The sequence below is a fragment of the uncultured Caldilinea sp. genome, from assembly GCF_937128415.1.
Taxonomy (GTDB): Bacteria; Chloroflexota; Anaerolineae; order Caldilineales; family Caldilineaceae; genus Caldilinea.
Map to the genome: position 1 here is coordinate 61871 of NZ_CAKZMJ010000108.1, position 18502 is coordinate 80372.

The following is an 18502-nucleotide window of genomic DNA, read 5'->3' on the forward strand; positions in this document are numbered from 1 at the left end:
TAGAACCACTTGGTGTTGAGGTGGTCGATGAAGCCGTCCTGGAGCATGGTTTCGATGGCGGCGTCGATGGGTGCGACGAGGTCGGAGCCTTTGGGATAGATGAAACCGAACTCCTCGGACTTGATGGCGTCGCCCACGATTTTGAGTTTTTCCGGGTTGGCGCCGATGTAGCCGCGTCCGCTGGCGGCGTCGACCAGCACCATGTCGACGTCTCCGGCGATGAGGGCCTGGACGGATGCGCCGAAGGTCTCGAAGAGCTTGATGCGGGGGTTGGCCTCATCGCCGTCCAGGATGTCGTAGACGGCGGTGTAAAAGCCCGTGGTGCCGGGCTGTGCGCCGATCAGCAGGTCGGGGTTGGCGGCGAACTCCTCCGGCGTCGTGAAGCGATCCTCCTCGACGCGCACCAGCATGAACTGCTGGGAGGTCATGTAGGGGCGGCTGAAGTCCACCTGCTGCGCCCGCTCCGCCGTGATGGTGATGCCGTCCATGCCGATGTCGAACTGCCCGGCGCTGATCGCCGCAATCATCGCATCCCACGAGACGTTGTTCCACTCCACCACGCAGTTGAGCCGCGCACAAATCTCATGCATCGCATCATACTCCCAGCCCACGGCCTTTCCCGTCGCCGGGTCGATGTACTGGAGCGGCGTGTAATCGTTCGCCACGGCTGCGCGGATGACGCGTCCCCCCAGGTCCGGCAGATCGTAGACAACGTTCGGGCGCGTGGAGGGCGCGGCGGGTGCAGCAGGCGCTTCAGGCGGCGCGGTCGCTACGCCCACCGTCGGTGCAGGCGTTGGAGCGCAGGCGCTCAAGACCAGCGTCCACAGCAGGAAAAGCGCTAACCAGAGAGAAGCTCGTTGCACTTTGATCATGTCAGGTCTCCTTGAAATGGTTCTTGTATGGAATCTTTGAGTCGCATTTATGTTGTGGGGTAACTATAGCACAATTCCATCTAGCTGATCTATCACTTTGTGAGTAGGTTGCGTCTTTTGCGTTTGCGAGGGCGGCGAATAAACGCCGGTCAGAAGACGAATTGAGGGCGGTGAAGAGCAATTCTGTTTTCTATAAAGAGGGGTTTGTTGCGTCAGACGTTCGCCTTGACCCCCTCCTCCTGCAGCAGCGCCAGGAGCCGCGCCTCCAGCAAATTGTATCCGGTTGCGCGAATCTCCAGCGGCAATTCCAGGTAGGAGGCGGCGGCTTTCGCCTCTTCGATCAACGCCGGGTCGGGCTTCTGCACGAGGTAGACCAGCCGCTTGTAGTTGCCAAAATAATCCTGCTTGAGCTGCGGAAAGCGATCCAGCCCCATGCTTTTGAGGATCAGCGTGCGGAAGTGGCGCACCATGAAGTCGGTGAGAAAGTAGGTGCCCGGCTCTTCGTCCATCAACTGCTGGAAAAGGCCGCCGCCATACCACTCGTAGCAGTGCGGCCCGGCGATGCGCTCCACGCCGAGCCGATCGAGCGTTTCATCGAGCGCGCCGCCTGTGCCGCAGTCGCCATATACGACAATGAGTCGGTCGTAGCGTTCTCGCAGCTCGAGGATGCGCTTTTCCACCGCCGGCGCAATGCGCGCAGGAGTCATGTGGAACGTGGCGGGAACCGCCGCCACGTCCACCTGCCAGCGATGACGTTCTTTGAGCGCCAGAATTTCCCGCGCCAGCGCACCGCAGATGATGAGGCAGGTGCTCATCCTCTTCGTATCCTTCGTTCGCGTCGGGCGCCCCCGCCCGCAGCCTCGCCTTCTGGCCGCGGCTCGCGGTTGGCCATGATCCAGTTCAGGCAGTTCTCGTCGTTGCCGGTCAGCACATCGGCGGCCTTGACGGCGATGCGGATGTGCTCCTCGAGCGGATTGGTGATGGCGGAGGTCAGCCCGGCGCCGATCGCCATCGCCAGGAAAGTGGCGTTGAGCGGGCCGCGGTTGGGCAGGCCAAAGGAGATGTTGCTGGCGCCGCAGCAGGTGTTGACCTTCAGCTCGTCGCGGCAGCGACGCACGATCTCGAACACCTGGCGGCCCGCATAGCGCATGGCGCCGATCGGCATGACCAACGGGTCGATCAACACGTCCTCGCGCGGGATGCCGTGATCCTGCGCGCGCTCAATGATCTTTTTCGCCACAGCCAGGCGCACCTCTGGGTTTTCTGAGATGCCCGTTTCGTCGTTGGAGATGCCGATCACCGCCGCGCCATATTTTTTCACCAGCGGCAGCACGGCCTCCAGCCGCTCCTCTTCCCCCGTGACGGAATTCACCAGCGCCTTGCCCTGATAGACGGCCAGTCCGGCCTCCAGCGCCTTGACGATCGAGGAGTCGATCGCCAGCGGCACATCGACGACCGACTGCACCAGTTTGATCGCCTCGGCCAGAATCGCCGGCTCATCGGCCAGAGGAATGCCGGCGTTGACGTCGAGCATGTGCGCGCCGGCCTCCACCTGCGCCAACGCGTCGCCGATCACGCGCGAAAAGTCGCCGGCCGCCATCTCCGCCGCCAGCTTTTTGCGGCCGGTTGGATTGATGCGTTCGCCGATGATGACGAAGGGCAAGTCCGGCCCGATGCGCACCTCCTTGGTGCGAGAACTGACAACTGTTTCCACACAGAACTCCTTCTGTTCCCGTTTTTTTGTTTCCGTTCGGCGATCGGTGCAAGACCGACCGCAAGATCGTTCTCGAAATCGATTCAACGCAAAGCCGCAATCGTGCAAAGAACAGCAGAGCAGGCTCCGCCGGAAAAGCAAAGTTTCCCTAAACGGCGTCAGCTCGCCGACGCAGCAAACGTTGCAGTGAAATTAAACCACAGATCGGCGAAAATTATGGATTGGGAATGCGCTGTGTGGGGCGATGACGTCTGCGCGGCGGGGGCGGCGGCGCATCGCTGCGGAAGGGGCGGGGCAAGAGGCCGGCCTCCTCCACGATCTCGGCGACCAGCTCCTCCTGGCGGTAGGCCATGATGTGCACGCCCGCCACCCCTTCGATCTCGCGCACCTGTTGGATGATCTCGATGCAGATGCGCTTGCCTTCGGCGCGCTGTTGCGACTTCGGCGCGCCCTTGAGCCGCTCGATGACTGCGTCCGGGATGTAGACGCCCGGCACCCGCGCGCGCATGAACTCCGCCGCACCGACCGAGCGCAACGGCCCGACGCCGACCAAAATGTAGCATCTTTCATGCAGGCCCAGGTCGCGCACGCGCTGCATGAAGACGCGGAAGCGAGCCGGGTCGAAGCAGTACTGCGTCTGGATAAATTCGGCGCCGGCCGCCACTTTTTTGGCAAGCCGATGGGGGCGCCAGTCGAAAGGCGGCGCAAATGGATTTTCCACTGCGCCGAGGAAGAACGGCGGCGGCGTCGTCAGTTTGCGGCCGCTCAAGAAGACCCCGTAATCGCGCATGATGCGCGCCGTGTGGAGCAGTTGAATGCTGTCCAGGTCGAAGACGCGTTTGGCCTCCGGCTGGTCGCCGACCGTCACGTCGTCGCCTGTGATACAGAGCACGTTGCGCACGCCCATCGCCGCCGCGCCGAGCAAGTCGCCCTGAATAGCGATGCGGTTGCGGTCGCGACAGGAGACCTGATAGACCGGCTCGTAGCCGGCGCGTGTGAGCAGCGCGCAGATCGCCACGCTCGACATGTGGCAGTTGGCGCCCGACGCGTCGACCGCGTTGATGCCGTCGCAGACGCTGGAAAGCACCAGCGCCGCGTCGTACACCTCCTGCGGATCGGCGGAGTCGGGCGGATTCAGCTCCGCAGTCACGGCGAACCGACCGGAGCGCAACACGCGCTCCAGCCTGCTGCGAGGTTCACGCTCCGCCTGGCTGCGGCTTCGCCCCTCCTCAGGATGGATGTTCGGCTGTTGAGCGTTGCGTGCGAACTCTGGCATGGGAAAGAGGAGAAGGTTGGGCGACGCATATATCTTCAATCGGAATCCAGCCGGCGGGCGCGCGTTTGTCTGCGCCCGTCAGCATGTTGATCCACGCCGAGGTGTCCTCCAGTTGGCGATTCACCGGCGGCTGAATCTGATGCATCTCATGGCCGTAGATCGGCATCTGGAGTGAGTTTTCATAGGCGACGACCCAGACGCAGCGCATCTCCGGCTTGACTTCGCAGTGGCCGTTGGCGCGCACGCCGCCGCAGGGTCCGTTGCGCAGGTTCTTCGGGCATTCCATCGGGCACGACATGCCGGTCGAGTGCAGGATGCACTGTCCACAGTGGCGACAGCCGAAAAGTCGCTCCTTGGCGAAGTCCTCGACCGGCTTGATCACCCGCTCGACGCGGCGATAGCCGATTCGCGCGATCCACGGATTGAGCGCCCAGGCGGTGCGTTCGGCGATCTGATAGGCTTTTTCGAGCAGAGTCGGGCGCTTAAAAGGAAACATGAGTGCTTCGTATTGTTGCGTTTCACCTTCTGTTGCAACCCCTTCCAAAGTGAAGCGCCATCCCGAAGAGTCAGACGCTTCCAATGGAGAGAAGTTATCTCCGCACGCGGCGCTCGCGGACGCGGCCGGCTGGCTCCGACGCGGCGGGCGTCGTGGGCGGGGGCGCGTCCGGAACCGGAATGAGGCCGTCGAGCACCTGGCGCATCATGCGAATGTGCGCCGGCCCGCTGCCGCAACATCCGCCGATCAGCGAGACGCCGTTGCGGCGCACGCGGTCGGCGTAAGCGGCCATCACCTCCGGCGTGCCGTCGTAGATCAGCTTCTCGCCTTCATAGCGCGGCATGCCGGCGTTGGCCTTGGCGATCAAAATCATCTGCGGCGCTGCGGCGCGCATTTCCGCCAGCGCAGCCTCGGTGTCGATCAGGTTGTTGCCGCAGTTGGCGCCGATCGCAGTCAGCCCGAGACCGGCCAACTCCTGCGCCATCTGTGCGCCGGTGACGCCCATCATCGTGCGCCCGCGCGTGTCGTAGCTCATGGTGGCGCAGATGGGAATCTCTGCGCTGACGGAACGCGCGCCCTCGATGGCCGCTTTCACTTCGTTGAGGTCGCTCATCGTCTCGATCCAGAGCAGATCGACGCCGCCTTCGATCAGTCCGCGCGCCTGCTCGGCGAAGGCGTCCCGACATTCTTCGTAGCTCATGCCTCCCATCGGGATCAGCAGCTCGCCGGTCGGCCCCATGGAGCCGGCGACGAGCACGGGGCGGCCCGCCGCGTCGGCCACGGCGCGCGCATTTTGCGCGGCGGCGCGATTCAGCTCCACGACGCGATCCTGCAAATTGTGCAGCTTCAGCCGATAGCGCGTGCCGCCGAAAGAGTTGGTCAGGATGATGTCTGAGCCGGCCTCGACGTAGGCGCGGTGCACGTCCTGCACGCGGTCGGGATGGCTCACGTTCCACTCCTCAGGGCAGCCGCCGGAGACCAGGCCGCGCTTGAAGAGCTCGGTGCCCATGGCGCCGTCGAGCAGTAAAACAGAGCGTTTTTGGAGTAAGTCGAGCAATTTGTTCATGAGTCTCCTAAAAAGGTTGGGTCTTTACCTGCATTTTGCCAGAAAACAGCAATTCTCTCAACCAACTCAAAAATGAAGCCGCCGGCGCGCTCATCCGTTGTTGCGTCGCTGCGCGCGCAGCGCCTGCGCCGTGGCGCGCCAATCGATCTCGACGTACTGCGCCTCCAACTCTGCGGCTACAGCTGCAGCAACTTCTTCGGGGCTGCCTTCGCGCTCCTGCGGTTCGCTCCAGCGATACTGCTCCGTGTAGGCGTCGGAGCCGGTCAAGCCGGCGGCCATCGCTGCGGCGTCCACGGCTTCGGTGAAACGCTCGGAAAGTGGGGTCGAGCAGCGACTGCGCCCCACCCACGCCTTGACCTGCACAGGGATGTCGGACCAGTACAGAATTTGATACGATGCCATCGTTGTACGTTCCTCCGCTTTTGTGCGTTCTGATATTGAGACCCTTTTAAGATTTTCGCAGCCGTGCCGCCAGCGCCTCGGCGGGATGCAGCGCCCGTCGTCCGGTTGCGCTCAAAATCTGCTGACGACAACTGACGCCTGCCGCAACGATGACGGTCGTCGGCGCAGCCGCACGCACGGCGGGCAGCAGCCCATGCTCGGCCATTTTGAGCGAAATGGCGACATGCTCGCTTTCGTAGCCAAAGGCGCCCGCCATGCCGCAACAGGTGCTGTCGATCTCCTGCACCTGGTATCCGGCCGCAGAGAGCGCCTGCACCGCCGGTCTTGTTCCTGTCAGCGCCTTCTGATGGCAGTGGCCGTGCAGCAGCGCCGCCTGCGGCTCTCCTCCAAAGGGCGAAGGGAGGCCTTGCGCCAGCCGGTCGGCGACGAATTGCTCGAAGGTCAGACAGGCCGCCGCGACGACCGGCAATCGCTCATCGTCGGGCAGCAGCGCAGCATAATCATCAACCACCGCCGACCAGTCGCTCGGCTCCAGGAAGAGGATCGGGCGACCCGCTGCGGCGTGTGGATGCAACGCCTCAACGGCGCGCTGCGCGCGTCTGCGCGCCAGGTCGATCATCCCTTTCGAGAGCGCCGGTCGGCCCGCGTCGGTGATCGGCGCGGCTTCGACCGCGCAGCCCAGCGCCTTCAGCACCGCGACCGCCGCCTCCGCCACATGGGGATAGGCGTAGGCGTTGTAGGTGTCCACAAAAAGGAGCGCACTGCTCTGCGTTTCGGCGGTGAACTCCTCAGTGCGTTCATTCGGCGAGACGGTCTTCGACTGCGCCGTGGCTTTGAGTCGACGCGCCGTAAACGGATGGCGGCTAAAACGCGGCAGCGAGCGCTCTTTGCTGACGCCAAGCCAGCGATCCAGCAGCGTTTTCGTCACCTTCAGAGAAAGCGCCCAATTCGCCATCGGCGCGCGCCAGCCAGAAGCCAGCCGGCTCAATACGTCGATGTGGGCGAAGAGGTAGTCGCGCTTGCGCCGTGGATGATGGGCGTAGTATTGCGCCAGAAACTCCGTCTTGATGCGCGCCATGTCCACCGAAGAGGGGCATTCGGATTTGCACGCCTTGCACGCCACGCAGAGGTCCATCGCCGCATACATGCGCGGGCTGGTCAGCTCCGCAGTGGGCAGGCGACCCGACAACGCCGCGCGCAACAGGTTGGCGCGGCCGCGTGTGCTGTGCTCCTCCTCGCGCGTGGCCATGAAGCTGGGGCACATGGCGCCGGTGGTGAGTTTGCGACAGACGCCTGCGCCGTTGCACATCTCGATTTCCATCGCAAAGCCGGTCGGCCAATGCAACGCCGTCTGCACAGGCGTCGTGCGATACTCCGGCCCGTAGCGCAGATGTCGGTCGATCGGCGGGCCATCGACGATATTGCCGGGGTTGAAGAGATTCTTTGGATCGAAGATGGCCTTGACCTCTTTGAACAGGGCGTAAAGCTCCGGCCCATAGAAACGCTCGGCCAGCCAGCTTCGCACGCGGCCATCGCCATGTTCGCTGGAGAGGGCGCCGCCGTACTGCCCCAACAGGTCGGCCACGAAGAGGCTGATGGCGCGCATTTTGTCGATCTCCGGCTGTAGTTTGACGTTGATCAAGGGGCGAATGTGTAGACACCCCGCCGACGCGTGCGCGTAGTAGGTCATCTGCGTTCCCAGCTCTCGACAGAACGCCTCGATCTTCGGGATGTAGTCGGCCAGGTGGTGCGGCGGCACCGCTGTATCTTCGATGAAAGGAATCGGCTTCCAGTCGCTGCGCATGCTCATCAGCAGGCCCAGCCCGATCTTGCGCACCGCCCAGACGTTGGCCTGGAGCTTTGGGTCGAACAGGGGTGTGATGGGAAGATGGCGGAAGCGATCAAGCAGCGTCTGCACCCGTGCGCGCAGCTCGGCTTCGCTCTCGCCCTGGTATTCCACCGCCAGAAAACAGAAAGGGTCGCCCTGAAGGAACGATTTGACCAGCCGTGCGGCGTCGCGGTTTTCTGCGGCCATGCGCAGACTAAGGTCGTCGATCAGCTCGACGGCGGTTGGGCCGGTCTCCAGGATGGCGGGCGTCGCCTCCAGCGCAGCGAGCAGCGTGGGGAACTCCATGATGGCGAGCGCGGTGCGTTGAGGCCGCTCCACCAGTTTGAGCTTGAGCTCGGTGATGGCGGCCAGCGTGCCCTCGGCGCCAGCGATCAGGTTCACCAGGTTGAAGCGCGTATCCTGGGGCAGATAGTGGTCGATGCTGCCGTCGTGGATGAAGCGGGCGAGGTTATAGCCGCCGCAGCGTCGCCAGTGACGCGGCGTGCCCCGGCGGATGATCCGGCGGTTTTCTTCGTCGCCGACCAGCGCCGCCATACGGCGGTAAATTTCGCTCTCGCGGTTGTCGCCGAGCAGTTTCTGGCGCAGTTCCTCTTCATTGAGCGGACGAAAATGCGCGGTGGAGCCGTCGTCGAGCAGCACCTTCATCTCCAGCACATGATCGACCGCCATGCCATAGACGATCGAGTGGCTGCCGGTGGCGTTGTTGGAGACGACGCCGCCGATGCAGGCGCGGTTGCTCGAGGCCGGATCGGGGCCGAACTGCAGGCCATGAGGCTTCAGTTTGTTGTTGAGGATATCGAGCACGATGCCTGGCTGCACGCGCACCCAACGCTCTTCAACGTTCAGCTCCAATATCTGATCCATCCAGCGCGAGACGTCCATCACCAGCGCCGCGTTGACGGTTTGCCCGGCCAGGCTGGAGCCGCCTGCGCGCGGCAACAGGGGCACCTGATAAGCGGCGGCCAGTTCGATCGCCGCCTGCATGTCATCGGCGTTTTTAGGAATCAACACCCCGTGCGGCATCACCTGATACAGGCTGGCGTCGGTGCTGTACAGGGTGCGCGTGTAGAGATCGCTGCGCAGGTCGCCCGCCACACGCGGACGCAGATCGTTGAGAAAGTCGTCAACTGCCGTGTTCATGGTTTCCATGATAACGACTTCAATGGGAAGATGCAATGCGGCTTGTGTGAGCGAGAAAATACGGCCGTCATCTCCTTCATAGGGAGCTTTCCACGCCGGGTTGAACGGTGCGGAACTTTCTCCTATATCCGAACGTCCATACACTGATGTAACTTTGGAAACGCCTTCAACGCACTCAAAAGAACCGGAGCAGCCTTGCCTATGAACGCGACCTTTTTCATCCACCGCCGACAATGGAGCATCGCCCTGGCGGCGCTCCTGTTGACGCTGAGCTTGACCGCATGCGGTGGTCCGCAGCCGACGCCTACGCCGGCGCCCACGCCGACGCCCACCGTCACCCCTACGCCGACGCCCACTCCGCAACCTGCGGACGGCGCAGCGGTTCTTCCAGCCGGAGCTGCACAGATTGTGATCACCGAGCAGCAGATCAACGACCAGTTGCAGAGCGCTCTTGCAGGTCAGCAAGGTTTGCCGATCTCCGATCTCGCCGTCAATCTAAAGCCGGGGGTTCTTGCAGCGACGGGGAAAGTGACGCTTGGCTTTCTCAATGCGGACGTCGAGGTCTCTGTGCGGCTGAACGCAGTCGATGGCAAAATTGCGCCGGAAGTGGTGGACATCTTGCTCGACGGACGACCGGCGCCCGCCATGCTCAAGGGACAGGTCGATGCGTTCCTCCAGCCGCTGATCGAGGAAGCCAGCCGCACGGACTACGGCTTTTTTGTCGAGTCGGTGGAGGTCACGGAGAACGAAATTCGCGTGTACAGCAGATAGAATCGTTATCGCTTTCTCCTCCGCACGCGCATCTGCACGCCGGGGCGAGGCTCCAACGTAGCGCCCATGTGGGGATGAATTCGATCGCCGTTGAGCAGCTCGAAGTCGAAGCGCTGGAGCAGCCGCGCCAGCACGGCGCGCGCCTCGATCTGGGCGAAGGTGGCGCCGATGCAGGTGCGCGGCCCGCCGCCGAAGGGCACATAGGTGAACGGCGGCGTCTTTTCCTCCTGGCCGCGCTCGAAACGCTCCGGACAGAAGGCGTCCGGCTCGCGCCAGTGCTCCTTGTCTCGATGGGAGAGATAGATGGAGTACATGACGCGCGAACCTTCGGGCACGCGATAGCCGCAGATCGCCATTTCCTCTACGGCGCGACGATTGCCGACGTGAATGGGCGGATAGAGGCGCAGGGCCTCCTTGATGACCTGCTCCAGCAGCGACAGCTCGTTGAGCTGCTCATTGCTGGGCGGTTCGTCTTGCTTGCCCAACACGGCGTCAATTTCGGCCTGAAGCTGCGCCAGCCACGCCGGATGCATGCCGAGCAGGTAAAAGACCCAGGCCAACAGCGCTGTGCTGGTGTCGTGACCGGCGATCAACATCGTGAGCAATTGATCGCGGATCAGGTCGTCGGTCATGCCGGGCGTGACGACCAGTGCGCCCAGCAGGTCAGACGGTGCAGGCGCGGCGCCGCTCTCGGCGAGCGCCTGTCGCCGTTCGCGGATAATCGCGTAGAGATATTCGTCCATCGCCGCCATGGCGCGACGATGTTTGGCGGCGACGGGAGCGCCGGGCCAGACGACCCACAACCCAGGTGAGATGTATTCGATCAAGTGCAGGATGGGCTGCCACAGGCGCTCCATGTGAGGCGCAAAATCCACGTGAAAGCTGGCGCCCATTAAAATCAGCAGCGCCACTTTGCGCATTTCCACAAGCATGTCCTGCGTCGAGCCGTCGGCCCAGGCGTCTGCAACCTGGTCGGTGTAGCGCCAAAAATCGGGGATGTGCGGAATCACGTTGCGCCGTTGCAACGTCGGGTCCATGATGCGCCGATAGTGATCGTGCTCCTCGCCGTCGACGACCAGTACGCCCCGCCGCAAGAGCTTGACGACCGGGTCGCTCTCGTTGCGCCAGCTCAGCCGCTCACGCTCGGTGATCAGAATTTGACGATTGGCGTCCGGCCCGACGAAGACGGCGGGACGAAAGTTGGGGGCGTTGATTTGGAAAACCGGGCCGACATATTCTCGCATCAAAGCGAGCGCTGTCAACGGCGAGCGATCGCGCAGGAGGCCGGCCAACACGCGCAGCCCCTTGCGCGGCTCAGCCTGCGGCAGTGGAGGAATCTCTTCACGCATACGCATACAGAATCACAACAAAGCCGTGCGAAATTCGACGGCTCCCTCTCCGAGGACGCGCTCGCCGGGAGTAAAACCGTCGGCGGCGAAGTGCAGACGCAACACCCCGCGCCAAGAACGGTCGGAGTTGATGGTCAGATCGGCGCAGTCGTGCATCACGCCATGGTAGATTGAGACGCCGTTGACCTGCACGCGCAGATTGTGGGTGCGGCTGTTGCAGCCGTTGCTGGTGCGCAAAGAAAAATGCGTGATCCGGATGCGCAGCGGTCCCACCGGCACGCTCCGCATGACGTGGACAATCCCTTTGGCGTCGGCGACGCCTTCAAAGGAGAAGGGCAGGCGGGTCATAGACGGAACAATCGATGCATAAACAAGGTAGGACGTTTCACGACCGCAAGTATATCACGCAGAGCCAAGGGGGCAGAAACGCTCAGAATCCGCCGTCCACCACCGCCAACGCCTCCACCGTGGCGTCGACCGTCATTTGTTGTTGCTGGCTGCGACTGATCGTCGCCGGGTTGTCGCCGGGTTGTTCACCGTACCAGCCAAACTGCGCATGGTTGCCGCCCTCGATCGGGATGAAGCGCGCCGTGGGCGGCAAAAGCGCCCTGGACGCCTCGATCTTGTCCGGCGTCGCCAGCCCGTCTTGCGTGCCGTAGATCGAATAGACGGTCAGGTCGCTGCGATCCGCCAGCGAATCGCTTGCTGCAGGATAAGCAGCCCAGAAGACCACGCCCTCGACCGCCCCCGGATGATTGCGGGCAAAGTTGGCGGCCATGGCGCCGCCCAGCGAGTGGCCGCCGATCACCCAGTGCTCGATCTCGGGAAAAGCCGCCATCACCTCGCTGCCGCGGTTCGCACCGAAGACGGCCAGGTTGAGCGGCATCGGCGTAATTACGACCAGGAAGCCTTGCTCTGCGATCGCTCTGGCTTGCGGCGCATAGGCGCGTGGATCGACGCGTCCGCCTGGATAGAAGACGAAGCCGGTCGAGCGTGGGGCAGTCAACGGCTGAAAGACGATCCACCGTCCCTCGATCACGCCGACTTGTTCATCCCCCTGCAGCGAGGCCAACGCCTGCGCCATCGGCTGGAGCGGTGTGTTCGCCCAGAGGACGAAGCCCGCCGCAGCGAGGAGGAGTGCCGCTGTGATTCCCGCCAGAATCCACAGCCACCATCGCTTTCGCCCTGGCCGCTTTGATGACGGGGAGAGCGGCTTTGTAGAACTTTCTTCGCTGTGCATACAGGCTCCTGAATCGCTTGAAACGATGTTGTTGCTTTGGGCGTTGTGAGAGGCGCTCCCGGAAATGGCCGCCTTCGGCGCGACGCCGCGCTCTCATGCACGAAAATCTTTTATGATCATCTCCACCACAATTTTACCCGATAGCGTCACCATCGGCACGCCGCCGCCCGGATGCGTCGTTCCACCTACGAAGTAAAGCCCCTGCACGTCCGGGCAGCGGTTGTGGGGGCGGCGAAACGCGTTGAGCGCCTGGTTGGAGGAGACGCCATAGAGCGCGCCGCGCCATGCGCCGGTCAGTCGGCGGATGTCCGCAGGCGTCAGCGCGTGCTCGACGCGAATCCGGCTGCGCACATCGAGCCCGTAGCGCGCCAGCGTCTCCAACACCAGCGTCCGATATGCAGCTTGTCGATTCTCCCAATCGAACGCCGGGCCGAGCGCCGGCGCGTTGACCAGCACGAACCAGTTTTCACAGCCCGGCGGCGCATGCTCTGGGTCGCTCTTGCCGGTGATGGCGACGTAAACCGTCGGGTCTTGCGGCGGGATTCCCCGGCGGAAGATGTCGTCGAACTCGCGTCGATAGTCCCGGTTGAAGAAGATATTGTGATGCGCAAGCTGCGGATGCGTCCCCTCGACGCCGAGCAGCAGCACATAGCCGGAGCAGGAAGTCTCTCGCTCTTTGAGGGCGAGGCGGCGCTCCAGCCCGACGGTGCGCGGCAGCAGATGCTCATAGACGGTCGTCACATCGACGTTGGCGACCACGGCGTCGGCGGGGAAGCGTCGTCCATCCGCCGCCAGGACGCCGACGGCGCGACCGCCGCGCACCTCGATGCCTGCGACCGGCGTCGAGGTGTAAATCTCGACGCCGAGTTCGGTCGCAAGCCTGGCCATGGCAGCTGCGATCTGATAGACGCCTCCGCGCGGATACCAGACGCCGCCGGTCAGCTCGACGTGGGCGATGACGCTCAGCGTCGCCGGGGCCTGATAGGGATTGGCGCCGACGTAGGTGGCGAAGCGCGCCAACAGTTGACGCAGATGCGGCGAGCGCACGCGCCGACGAATCGCCTGGTCCATCGTCCGCCAGGCGTCGACGCGCGCCATGTCCATCGGTGAGACGCGCAGAAAAGAACGCAGCGTCGGCGGCTGATTGTAAATGAAAACCGGCCCGGTGATGCGATGCAGCCGCGCGGCGTATTCCAGAAAATCCAGGTAGCCTTCGACGTCGCGTTCGTCAAGTCCGGCGATCTGCTCCGCCATGCGCGGCAGGTCGCGCGTGGCGTCGAGACGCACGCCGTCGGGGTAGAAGTAGCGCGTCAGCGGCTCGACCGGCAGCAAGGTGAGATACTCTTCGAGCCGACGGCCGACCGTAGCAAAAAGCTCCTCAAAGACCGGGCGCATCGTGATGACCGAGGGGCCCGTATCCCAGCGAAAGCCGTCGCGCTCGATCTGGCTCATCTTGCCGCCGACGGCCGGATTTTGCTCCAGCATCGTCACGCGCCAGCCGGCGGCGGCGAGGCGAACTGCGGCGCTTAACCCGCCGACGCCTGCGCCGACGATGACGACGCGAGGTCGTGCAGCCTCAACGCTCACGGATCAATCGTCCTTTCCAGCGCACGCCGCCGTAGCGCAGCTGTTGCCAGAGCGCGCGGCCGGCGATCCAGGTGAAAATCAGCACAGAAACCGGCAACAGCACGGCGTCGCCGACGCGCTGACGCGTGGCGTGCGCCGTGATCGCCCGCACGGCTACGCCTGCAAACCCAAGCGCCAGCGGCCAGAGCGGCCAGCCCGGTAGCGGCCAGCTTCGACCCAAACCGAGCCACAGCCATGGCGCCAAAAACAATGACCAGTGAAAGAGCGTCGAAAGCGCCAGCAGGGAGAGCCGGTTGCCATGGCCGGCGAAGATATTTTTGGTGTAGCCGTCGAGCGCCTCGCGAGCGCCCCGGTACATGCGACATATGACCAGACCGGAGCCGTCCGCCATGCGCAAATGCAGGCCGGCCTCCTTGATCTTTTGCGCCAGGCGCACATCCTCCACGATGGCGGCGCGCACCGCTGCGTGGCCGCCGATCACCTCGTAGGCGGAGCGGCGAAACGCCATGCACTGGCCGTTGGCTGCAGCCGCCAGGGGATGATAGAACGTATGCGCCAGCCAGATCGGCAGATAGGCCATCACTGCCATCGCCATCAGCGGCACGGTCAGCCGCTCCATCCAGGTGACGGTGATCTGCGTCGGCCAGACGGTGAGCAGGTCGGCGTCGAGCGTCTCCATGGCGTGCAGCACGCTGCGCAGCGCGCCCGGTCGCCAGCGCACGTCGGCGTCGGCGAAGAGAAGGATATCGCCCGTCGCTGCAGACGCCAGTTGAGCGCACGCCCAATTTTTGCCCGTCCAGCCCGCCGGCAACGCTTTGCCGCACAGCAGGCGAACTTCCGGCGCGCGGCGCATAAACGCACAAACGATCTCGGCCGTCGCATCTTCAGAATGGTCGTCCAACACCAGAATTTCCAGGCCGGGAAAGGCCTGCTGCGTCAAGTCTTCCAATGCATCGCCGATGTGGGCTGCTTCGTTGCGCGCCGGAATCAACACAGAGACTTTTGGGAGGGTGGACAAGGGTGCATCCTCTGCTGCAACGGGGTGCAGCCTTGGAAAGCGTCGATGGTTGGTAATCGCGATCGCCAGCAACACGGTCAACCCCAGGGTGACCATCCAGGGCAAGAACATCATGAGGCGGCCTGTCGCTGTTTTCTGCGCAGCGTGGGTGGATGGGAGAGGTCGGCGCGGTGTTTGTAGAGAAGCAGAGCCATGTTGCCCACCCAAATGGCGAGCAGGATCGACTGCGCCGGCTGGAGATGCAGGAAATCAAACGCGGTGGGCATGGTCAGCAAAAACAGCAAGATGACCAGGTTGGCGAAGACGACGGCCCAGCCGTTGGCGCCGACGAGCAGCGTAAAGACGAGCAGCGCAACGCCGCCCAGCGTCGGAATCGTCCAGATCGTGAGCGCCATCCACATGCCGAGCGTGGCGGCGACGGCCTTGCCCCCGCGCCAACCCAGGAAAGGCGAGAAGGCGTGACCAAACGCCGGCGCCAGCGCGACGGGGACGAGGCGCCAGTCGTCGATGCCCAGGCGATAGTAAGCGAAGCCGATCGGCAGGGCCGCCTTGAGCGTATCGAGCAGGAGCGCAAGGGCGGCGGCGATGCGTCCGCCGGCGCGCAGGACGTTGGTGGCGCCGGGGTTGGCGTCGCCGTAGCGGGTGATGTCCTTCTTGAGAGCAAGGCGACCGATCCACACCGAAAAAGGCAACGAGCCGGCTGCAAACCCGATCATGGTCCACAGCAACATCTCGAGCATGGCTCACTCCTGTCTTCAGCGTCGCCAGGGACTGTGCGACGGAGCTAGCGGCGCCGCAGTTGCGTCAGGGCGGCGACAAGAAACGCTCCCATACCCAGGAAACCAAAGAGCGCCGGTCCAGGCATCCGCCAAAAGAAGAATAGACCAATGCTTTGCAGGAGCCAAACCGCCGCATAGACAAAGAGCAGCGGCGGCAATGGCGGCGCAGGCGGCCGCGCGACCCACGTCAACGCCATCGCCGAAAGCGCCCACCCCAGAAAATTGACCAGCGGGATGCCGAAGTAAAGGCCGGGCGTTTCCCACACCCAATAGCCCCACCCCACCATCTGCGGGTCAAGGAAAAGATCCCAGGCGGTGAACGCCAGCCCGCTGACGAACACAAAGCGCCGGCCGCGCACTGCGCCGGTGATGGCGTAAGCGACCGCCCACGCCGGCGGCAACATCATCAGCCAGGCCAGCGGGATCACCGCGGGCACGCCGCCGATGAGCGGGGAAAGCGCCTCGGTGTAATGGTAGGGGCCGAAGGGGAAACCGGTCGCGCTGCCGATGCGTTCGATCAGCCAGGAAAGGGGGATCACCAGCGCGGCGATGCGCGCCGTCGTGGCCGCGCCCCACGCATGACGGCAGATCAAGAGCACCGCCGCCGTTTGGAAAAGCACGCCCGCCATCACGCCATAGTGCAGCGCGTCGTCGCCGATGACCCAACGGATGATCGGGATCGAGATCATCGTCAACAGCCAGGCGACGAGCAGTCCGGTCGTCAGTCGTAGCAGGGCGTGCGTCTGGAGGTTCGACCGCCATTGGTTGAATTGCTCACGAAGCGTCGCAGTCAAGATGCTTTCTCCTGAAATTGTCTTCGTCGAACACACATCTGGCTCTAATCGTGACAATTTCAGCGACCGTTTTCCGTGATGCGCCATCCCAGCCTGTGACAAAATCGGTGACGGTCCACACTTCGGTCCACGGTCAGGAAGCGCCCAGGCACGTCGCCGTGAAAGCGCCCAGGGGCGCAAGCTCCGGGCGCTGACGGCGCAGCAAGACCGCCGCCGGCAGCGAGCTCCATCCCTGCAGCATCCCGCCAGGCGGATAGGGCGGGGAAAAATACTCCACCGGCGTGAGCCATCCTTGCTCCAGGCTGTACGTCCACCAGCGGGTCAGCGCGTAGCGCCAATCGTCGTCCTCTCTTTCCAGCAAAACAGCGCCGTAGACGCCGTCCCAGTAGGGCCAGTCGGCGCCGTTGTGATAGTGATAGGGTTGGGCGCTCTTGCCGAAGAGGTCGCGCGGCTCGCCGTAGTGCGGAAACACCGACATCACCCCCCAGTCGCCGAAGGGCTGTTCTGCGTTCCGGCGCGTTTGCAAGCATTTCGCCGCGCGCACCATCGAGGCGGCTTTCTCCTCATCGACCAATCTGAAATACAAGGTCAATAAGGCGTCGATGGAAAAGTGCGCCTCCGTGTATTCGGGGCGCATGTAATTTGCAAAATGGCCCACTTGCGGCAGCCAGAGGCGTCGATTGAGCGCCGCGCATGCGTCGCGCGCGGCGCTTCGGAAATGGGCGGCGTGCGCAAAATCGCCCAGCCAGGCTGCGAGCGCGCCGCCTGCACAGAGGGCGGCGACCAACAGCGCCTGGTCGTAGGTGACCCAACGGCTGCGTCGCACGTTGTCGGCCCAGTCATTGGGAGCGTAAGGCTTCTCGAGCAGGCCATTAGGGGAGCGACGCAGCAGATGCTGCAGCGCAGCCCAGGCGATCTCCCACATCTTCTGAGGGCGATTGGGAACAGCCTCATGCAAGACGTTCAAATCTTCCGTCAGGGAGACGTAGTCATACAACAGCAACACAAATAGGGCGGGAGAGTCGATATGGTCGGGAAGCCAATCCAACCTTCCCTGTTGCTCTTCCAAAGGAAGCGAGCTCTCTTCCAGCAGGTGAGGCGCAAAGACTCCGCTCGGACATGCGCCGTCTGCATGAACCCCGCGCGCCAGGCTCAGCAGATGGCGCCGCACCAATTCAGGTCGCGTCAGGAGAAGAATCTGCGCCGTCCAATAGCCGTCGCGAAAATAAAGGCGCGGGGGATAGGCGTAGTCCGGGCCGGCCAGCAGCCCGCAAAAATTATCGGGAAATTCTTTATACATGCTGAGAGCGGCGTTGAGTCCCGAGACCATCAAAGCGCGCAAAAGCGGATCAGAGTGCACAGCCGTTGCCTGCAGCCACTTTGCGTATGCTTCCGCCTGGCTTAGCGCCTCCCGCCATGGATGAGGGTCAGCCTCTCTATCCGCGCTCTTTCGGACGCCCCACGCGAGTTGTGCAGAGCTTCCGGCGTCGAGGGTCAAATCATATCGCAAGGTTACGCTGCGTGCGTCTTGGGCGACGTGGGCCGGCGGTTGGCTCGCCACCCATGCGAAATGCTCCCTGCTTCTGAATTCCACAGTTCCACCTTGAAGCACACATAACCGCGCCGGCTGAGGTTTGGCTGCCTTGGCGCCCCCTTGCGCCCACAACCGCCAGAAATCGGGTTGTTTCGTCGTTGCAAAGGGCGGCTCGGCTTCTTGCGATGAAGCCGCATTCAAATCTATCGTCACCTGAAGGGAGAGGCGCTCGCCGCTATGGTTTTCTACATTGAGGAGCTGATACACGGCGGGGTCATTGCTCGCCATGCAAGAGATGAGCGTATAGGTGCACCGAGCGCAGCGACCGCGCAGCGTCCACAGCCGACCGATCGCCTGCGCCTCCCTGAAGTCGAGGAGTTGTTCGTTCAGACGCAGCTGCACGCGCCAGCCGCCCAGGTCGATTCCTGCCGGCAGCAAAAGCCTGGCGACGTCGCCAGAACCGTTGAAGCTGGCGAAAAGTTGTGCATTGCCCATGTCAAAGCGCGTCTCTTGCTTGGGGCTGACGACAAACAGAGACCCATCTTGAAGCGATTGAACTTGCACCATAATCTTTGTTTCTATTTTTGAGGAAGCTTGTTGAAGTGATTGAGAGTC

16 protein-coding genes and 1 pseudogene are annotated in these 18502 nt (G+C 63.3%); 1 reads left to right on the top strand and 16 read right to left on the bottom strand.

Annotation, left to right across the window (positions count from 1 at the left end; genetic code table 11):
* Positions 1-2: 2 nt before the first annotated feature.
* From Q0367_RS21165 to Q0367_RS20370, 8 genes and pseudogenes are all read right to left on the bottom strand, one after another.
* Positions 3-779, bottom strand: a pseudogene (locus Q0367_RS21165) (transporter substrate-binding domain-containing protein); the annotation flags it as partial.
* 305 nt (positions 780-1084) lie between these two features.
* On the bottom strand, positions 1085-1687 hold the full coding sequence (locus Q0367_RS20340) for a DUF1638 domain-containing protein (RefSeq protein ID WP_297640065.1): 603 nt from the start codon (positions 1685-1687) through the stop codon (positions 1085-1087).
* Positions 1684-2586, bottom strand: a complete 903-nt coding sequence (locus Q0367_RS20345) for a methyltetrahydrofolate cobalamin methyltransferase (RefSeq protein WP_297640066.1) — start codon at positions 2584-2586, stop codon at positions 1684-1686. The genes Q0367_RS20340 and Q0367_RS20345 overlap by 4 nt, the downstream gene beginning before the upstream one ends.
* 214 nt (positions 2587-2800) lie before the next feature.
* Entirely contained in the window at positions 2801-3862 is a 1062-nt protein-coding gene (locus Q0367_RS20350; protein WP_297640067.1) for a methylenetetrahydrofolate reductase, read from the bottom strand.
* Positions 3816-4358: a methylenetetrahydrofolate reductase C-terminal domain-containing protein gene (locus Q0367_RS20355; RefSeq protein ID WP_297640068.1), complete on the bottom strand. Its 543-nt coding sequence runs from the start codon at positions 4356-4358 to the stop codon at positions 3816-3818. Before Q0367_RS20355 ends, Q0367_RS20350 begins: the two co-directional genes overlap by 47 nt.
* Before the next feature lie 94 nt (positions 4359-4452).
* Entirely contained in the window at positions 4453-5424 is a 972-nt protein-coding gene (gene bmt / locus Q0367_RS20360) for a betaine--homocysteine S-methyltransferase (protein ID WP_297640069.1), read from the bottom strand.
* Between the two features lie 90 nt (positions 5425-5514).
* Positions 5515-5826: a virulence factor gene (locus Q0367_RS20365; protein WP_297637949.1), complete on the bottom strand. Its 312-nt coding sequence runs from the start codon at positions 5824-5826 to the stop codon at positions 5515-5517.
* Between the two features lie 46 nt (positions 5827-5872).
* Positions 5873-8815: an FAD-binding and (Fe-S)-binding domain-containing protein gene (locus Q0367_RS20370; RefSeq protein WP_297637947.1), complete on the bottom strand. Its 2943-nt coding sequence runs from the start codon at positions 8813-8815 to the stop codon at positions 5873-5875.
* A 201-nt stretch (positions 8816-9016) separates the two neighbouring features.
* Here Q0367_RS20370 and Q0367_RS20375 point away from each other — a divergent pair, with 201 nt between their 5' ends.
* Positions 9017-9586 carry an LmeA family phospholipid-binding protein gene (locus Q0367_RS20375; protein WP_297637945.1) on the top strand — a complete coding sequence of 190 codons (570 nt, stop codon included), beginning with the start codon at positions 9017-9019 and terminating at the stop codon, positions 9584-9586.
* 5 nt (positions 9587-9591) lie between these two features.
* Here Q0367_RS20375 and Q0367_RS20380 read toward each other — a convergent pair whose 3' ends face one another.
* The 8 genes from Q0367_RS20380 to Q0367_RS20415 all read right to left on the bottom strand — a co-directional run bounded on the left by Q0367_RS20380 (position 9592) and on the right by Q0367_RS20415 (position 18454).
* Positions 9592-10941 carry a cytochrome P450 gene (locus Q0367_RS20380; RefSeq protein ID WP_297637942.1) on the bottom strand — a complete coding sequence of 450 codons (1350 nt, stop codon included), beginning with the start codon at positions 10939-10941 and terminating at the stop codon, positions 9592-9594.
* A gap of 6 nt (positions 10942-10947) precedes the next feature.
* Positions 10948-11283 carry a hypothetical protein gene (locus Q0367_RS20385; RefSeq protein ID WP_297637939.1) on the bottom strand — a complete coding sequence of 112 codons (336 nt, stop codon included), beginning with the start codon at positions 11281-11283 and terminating at the stop codon, positions 10948-10950.
* An 82-nt stretch (positions 11284-11365) separates the two neighbouring features.
* Positions 11366-12175, bottom strand: coding sequence for an alpha/beta hydrolase (locus Q0367_RS20390; protein ID WP_297637936.1), 810 nt, complete (start codon positions 12173-12175; stop codon positions 11366-11368).
* A gap of 93 nt (positions 12176-12268) precedes the next feature.
* Complete coding sequence (crtI, locus tag Q0367_RS20395) at positions 12269-13762, bottom strand: NAD(P)/FAD-dependent oxidoreductase (RefSeq protein ID WP_297637933.1); 1494 nt, start codon at positions 13760-13762, stop codon at positions 12269-12271.
* The gene (locus tag Q0367_RS20400) at positions 13752-14894 is read right to left on the bottom strand and encodes a glycosyltransferase family 2 protein (protein ID WP_297637930.1); all 1143 of its coding nucleotides are present in this window, start codon (positions 14892-14894) and stop codon (positions 13752-13754) included. Before Q0367_RS20400 ends, crtI begins: the two co-directional genes overlap by 11 nt.
* Positions 14891-15520, bottom strand: coding sequence for a glycerol-3-phosphate acyltransferase (locus Q0367_RS20405; RefSeq protein WP_297637927.1), 630 nt, complete (start codon positions 15518-15520; stop codon positions 14891-14893). The genes Q0367_RS20400 and Q0367_RS20405 overlap by 4 nt, the downstream gene beginning before the upstream one ends.
* A gap of 44 nt (positions 15521-15564) precedes the next feature.
* Entirely contained in the window at positions 15565-16353 is a 789-nt protein-coding gene (locus Q0367_RS20410) for a carotenoid biosynthesis protein (RefSeq protein ID WP_297637924.1), read from the bottom strand.
* Between the two features lie 133 nt (positions 16354-16486).
* Positions 16487-18454 (bottom strand): hypothetical protein, encoded by a 1968-nt coding sequence (locus Q0367_RS20415; RefSeq protein ID WP_298984441.1) that lies wholly within the window; start codon positions 18452-18454, stop codon positions 16487-16489.
* Positions 18455-18502: the final 48 nt, after the last annotated feature.

Bases quoted from the DNA above. Each gene is read 5' to 3' on its own strand.
- bmt (WP_297640069.1), bottom strand. From the start codon at position 5,424: ATGAACAAATTGCTCGACTTACTCCAAAAACGCTCTGTTTTACTGCTC.
- Q0367_RS20355 (WP_297640068.1), bottom strand. From the start codon at position 4,358: ATGTTTCCTTTTAAGCGCCCGACTCTGCTCGAAAAAGCCTATCAGATC.
- Q0367_RS20400 (WP_297637930.1), bottom strand. From the start codon at position 14,894: ATGATGTTCTTGCCCTGGATGGTCACCCTGGGGTTGACCGTGTTGCTG.
- Q0367_RS20370 (WP_297637947.1), bottom strand. From the start codon at position 8,815: ATGAACACGGCAGTTGACGACTTTCTCAACGATCTGCGTCCGCGTGTG.
- Q0367_RS20405 (WP_297637927.1), bottom strand. From the start codon at position 15,520: ATGCTCGAGATGTTGCTGTGGACCATGATCGGGTTTGCAGCCGGCTCG.
- Q0367_RS20380 (WP_297637942.1), bottom strand. From the start codon at position 10,941: ATGCGTATGCGTGAAGAGATTCCTCCACTGCCGCAGGCTGAGCCGCGC.
- Q0367_RS20415 (WP_298984441.1), bottom strand. From the start codon at position 18,454: ATGGTGCAAGTTCAATCGCTTCAAGATGGGTCTCTGTTTGTCGTCAGC.
- Q0367_RS20385 (WP_297637939.1), bottom strand. From the start codon at position 11,283: ATGACCCGCCTGCCCTTCTCCTTTGAAGGCGTCGCCGACGCCAAAGGG.
- Q0367_RS20375 (WP_297637945.1), top strand. From the start codon at position 9,017: ATGAACGCGACCTTTTTCATCCACCGCCGACAATGGAGCATCGCCCTG.
- Q0367_RS20350 (WP_297640067.1), bottom strand. From the start codon at position 3,862: ATGCCAGAGTTCGCACGCAACGCTCAACAGCCGAACATCCATCCTGAG.
- Q0367_RS20390 (WP_297637936.1), bottom strand. From the start codon at position 12,175: ATGCACAGCGAAGAAAGTTCTACAAAGCCGCTCTCCCCGTCATCAAAG.
- Q0367_RS20365 (WP_297637949.1), bottom strand. From the start codon at position 5,826: ATGGCATCGTATCAAATTCTGTACTGGTCCGACATCCCTGTGCAGGTC.
- Q0367_RS20340 (WP_297640065.1), bottom strand. From the start codon at position 1,687: ATGAGCACCTGCCTCATCATCTGCGGTGCGCTGGCGCGGGAAATTCTG.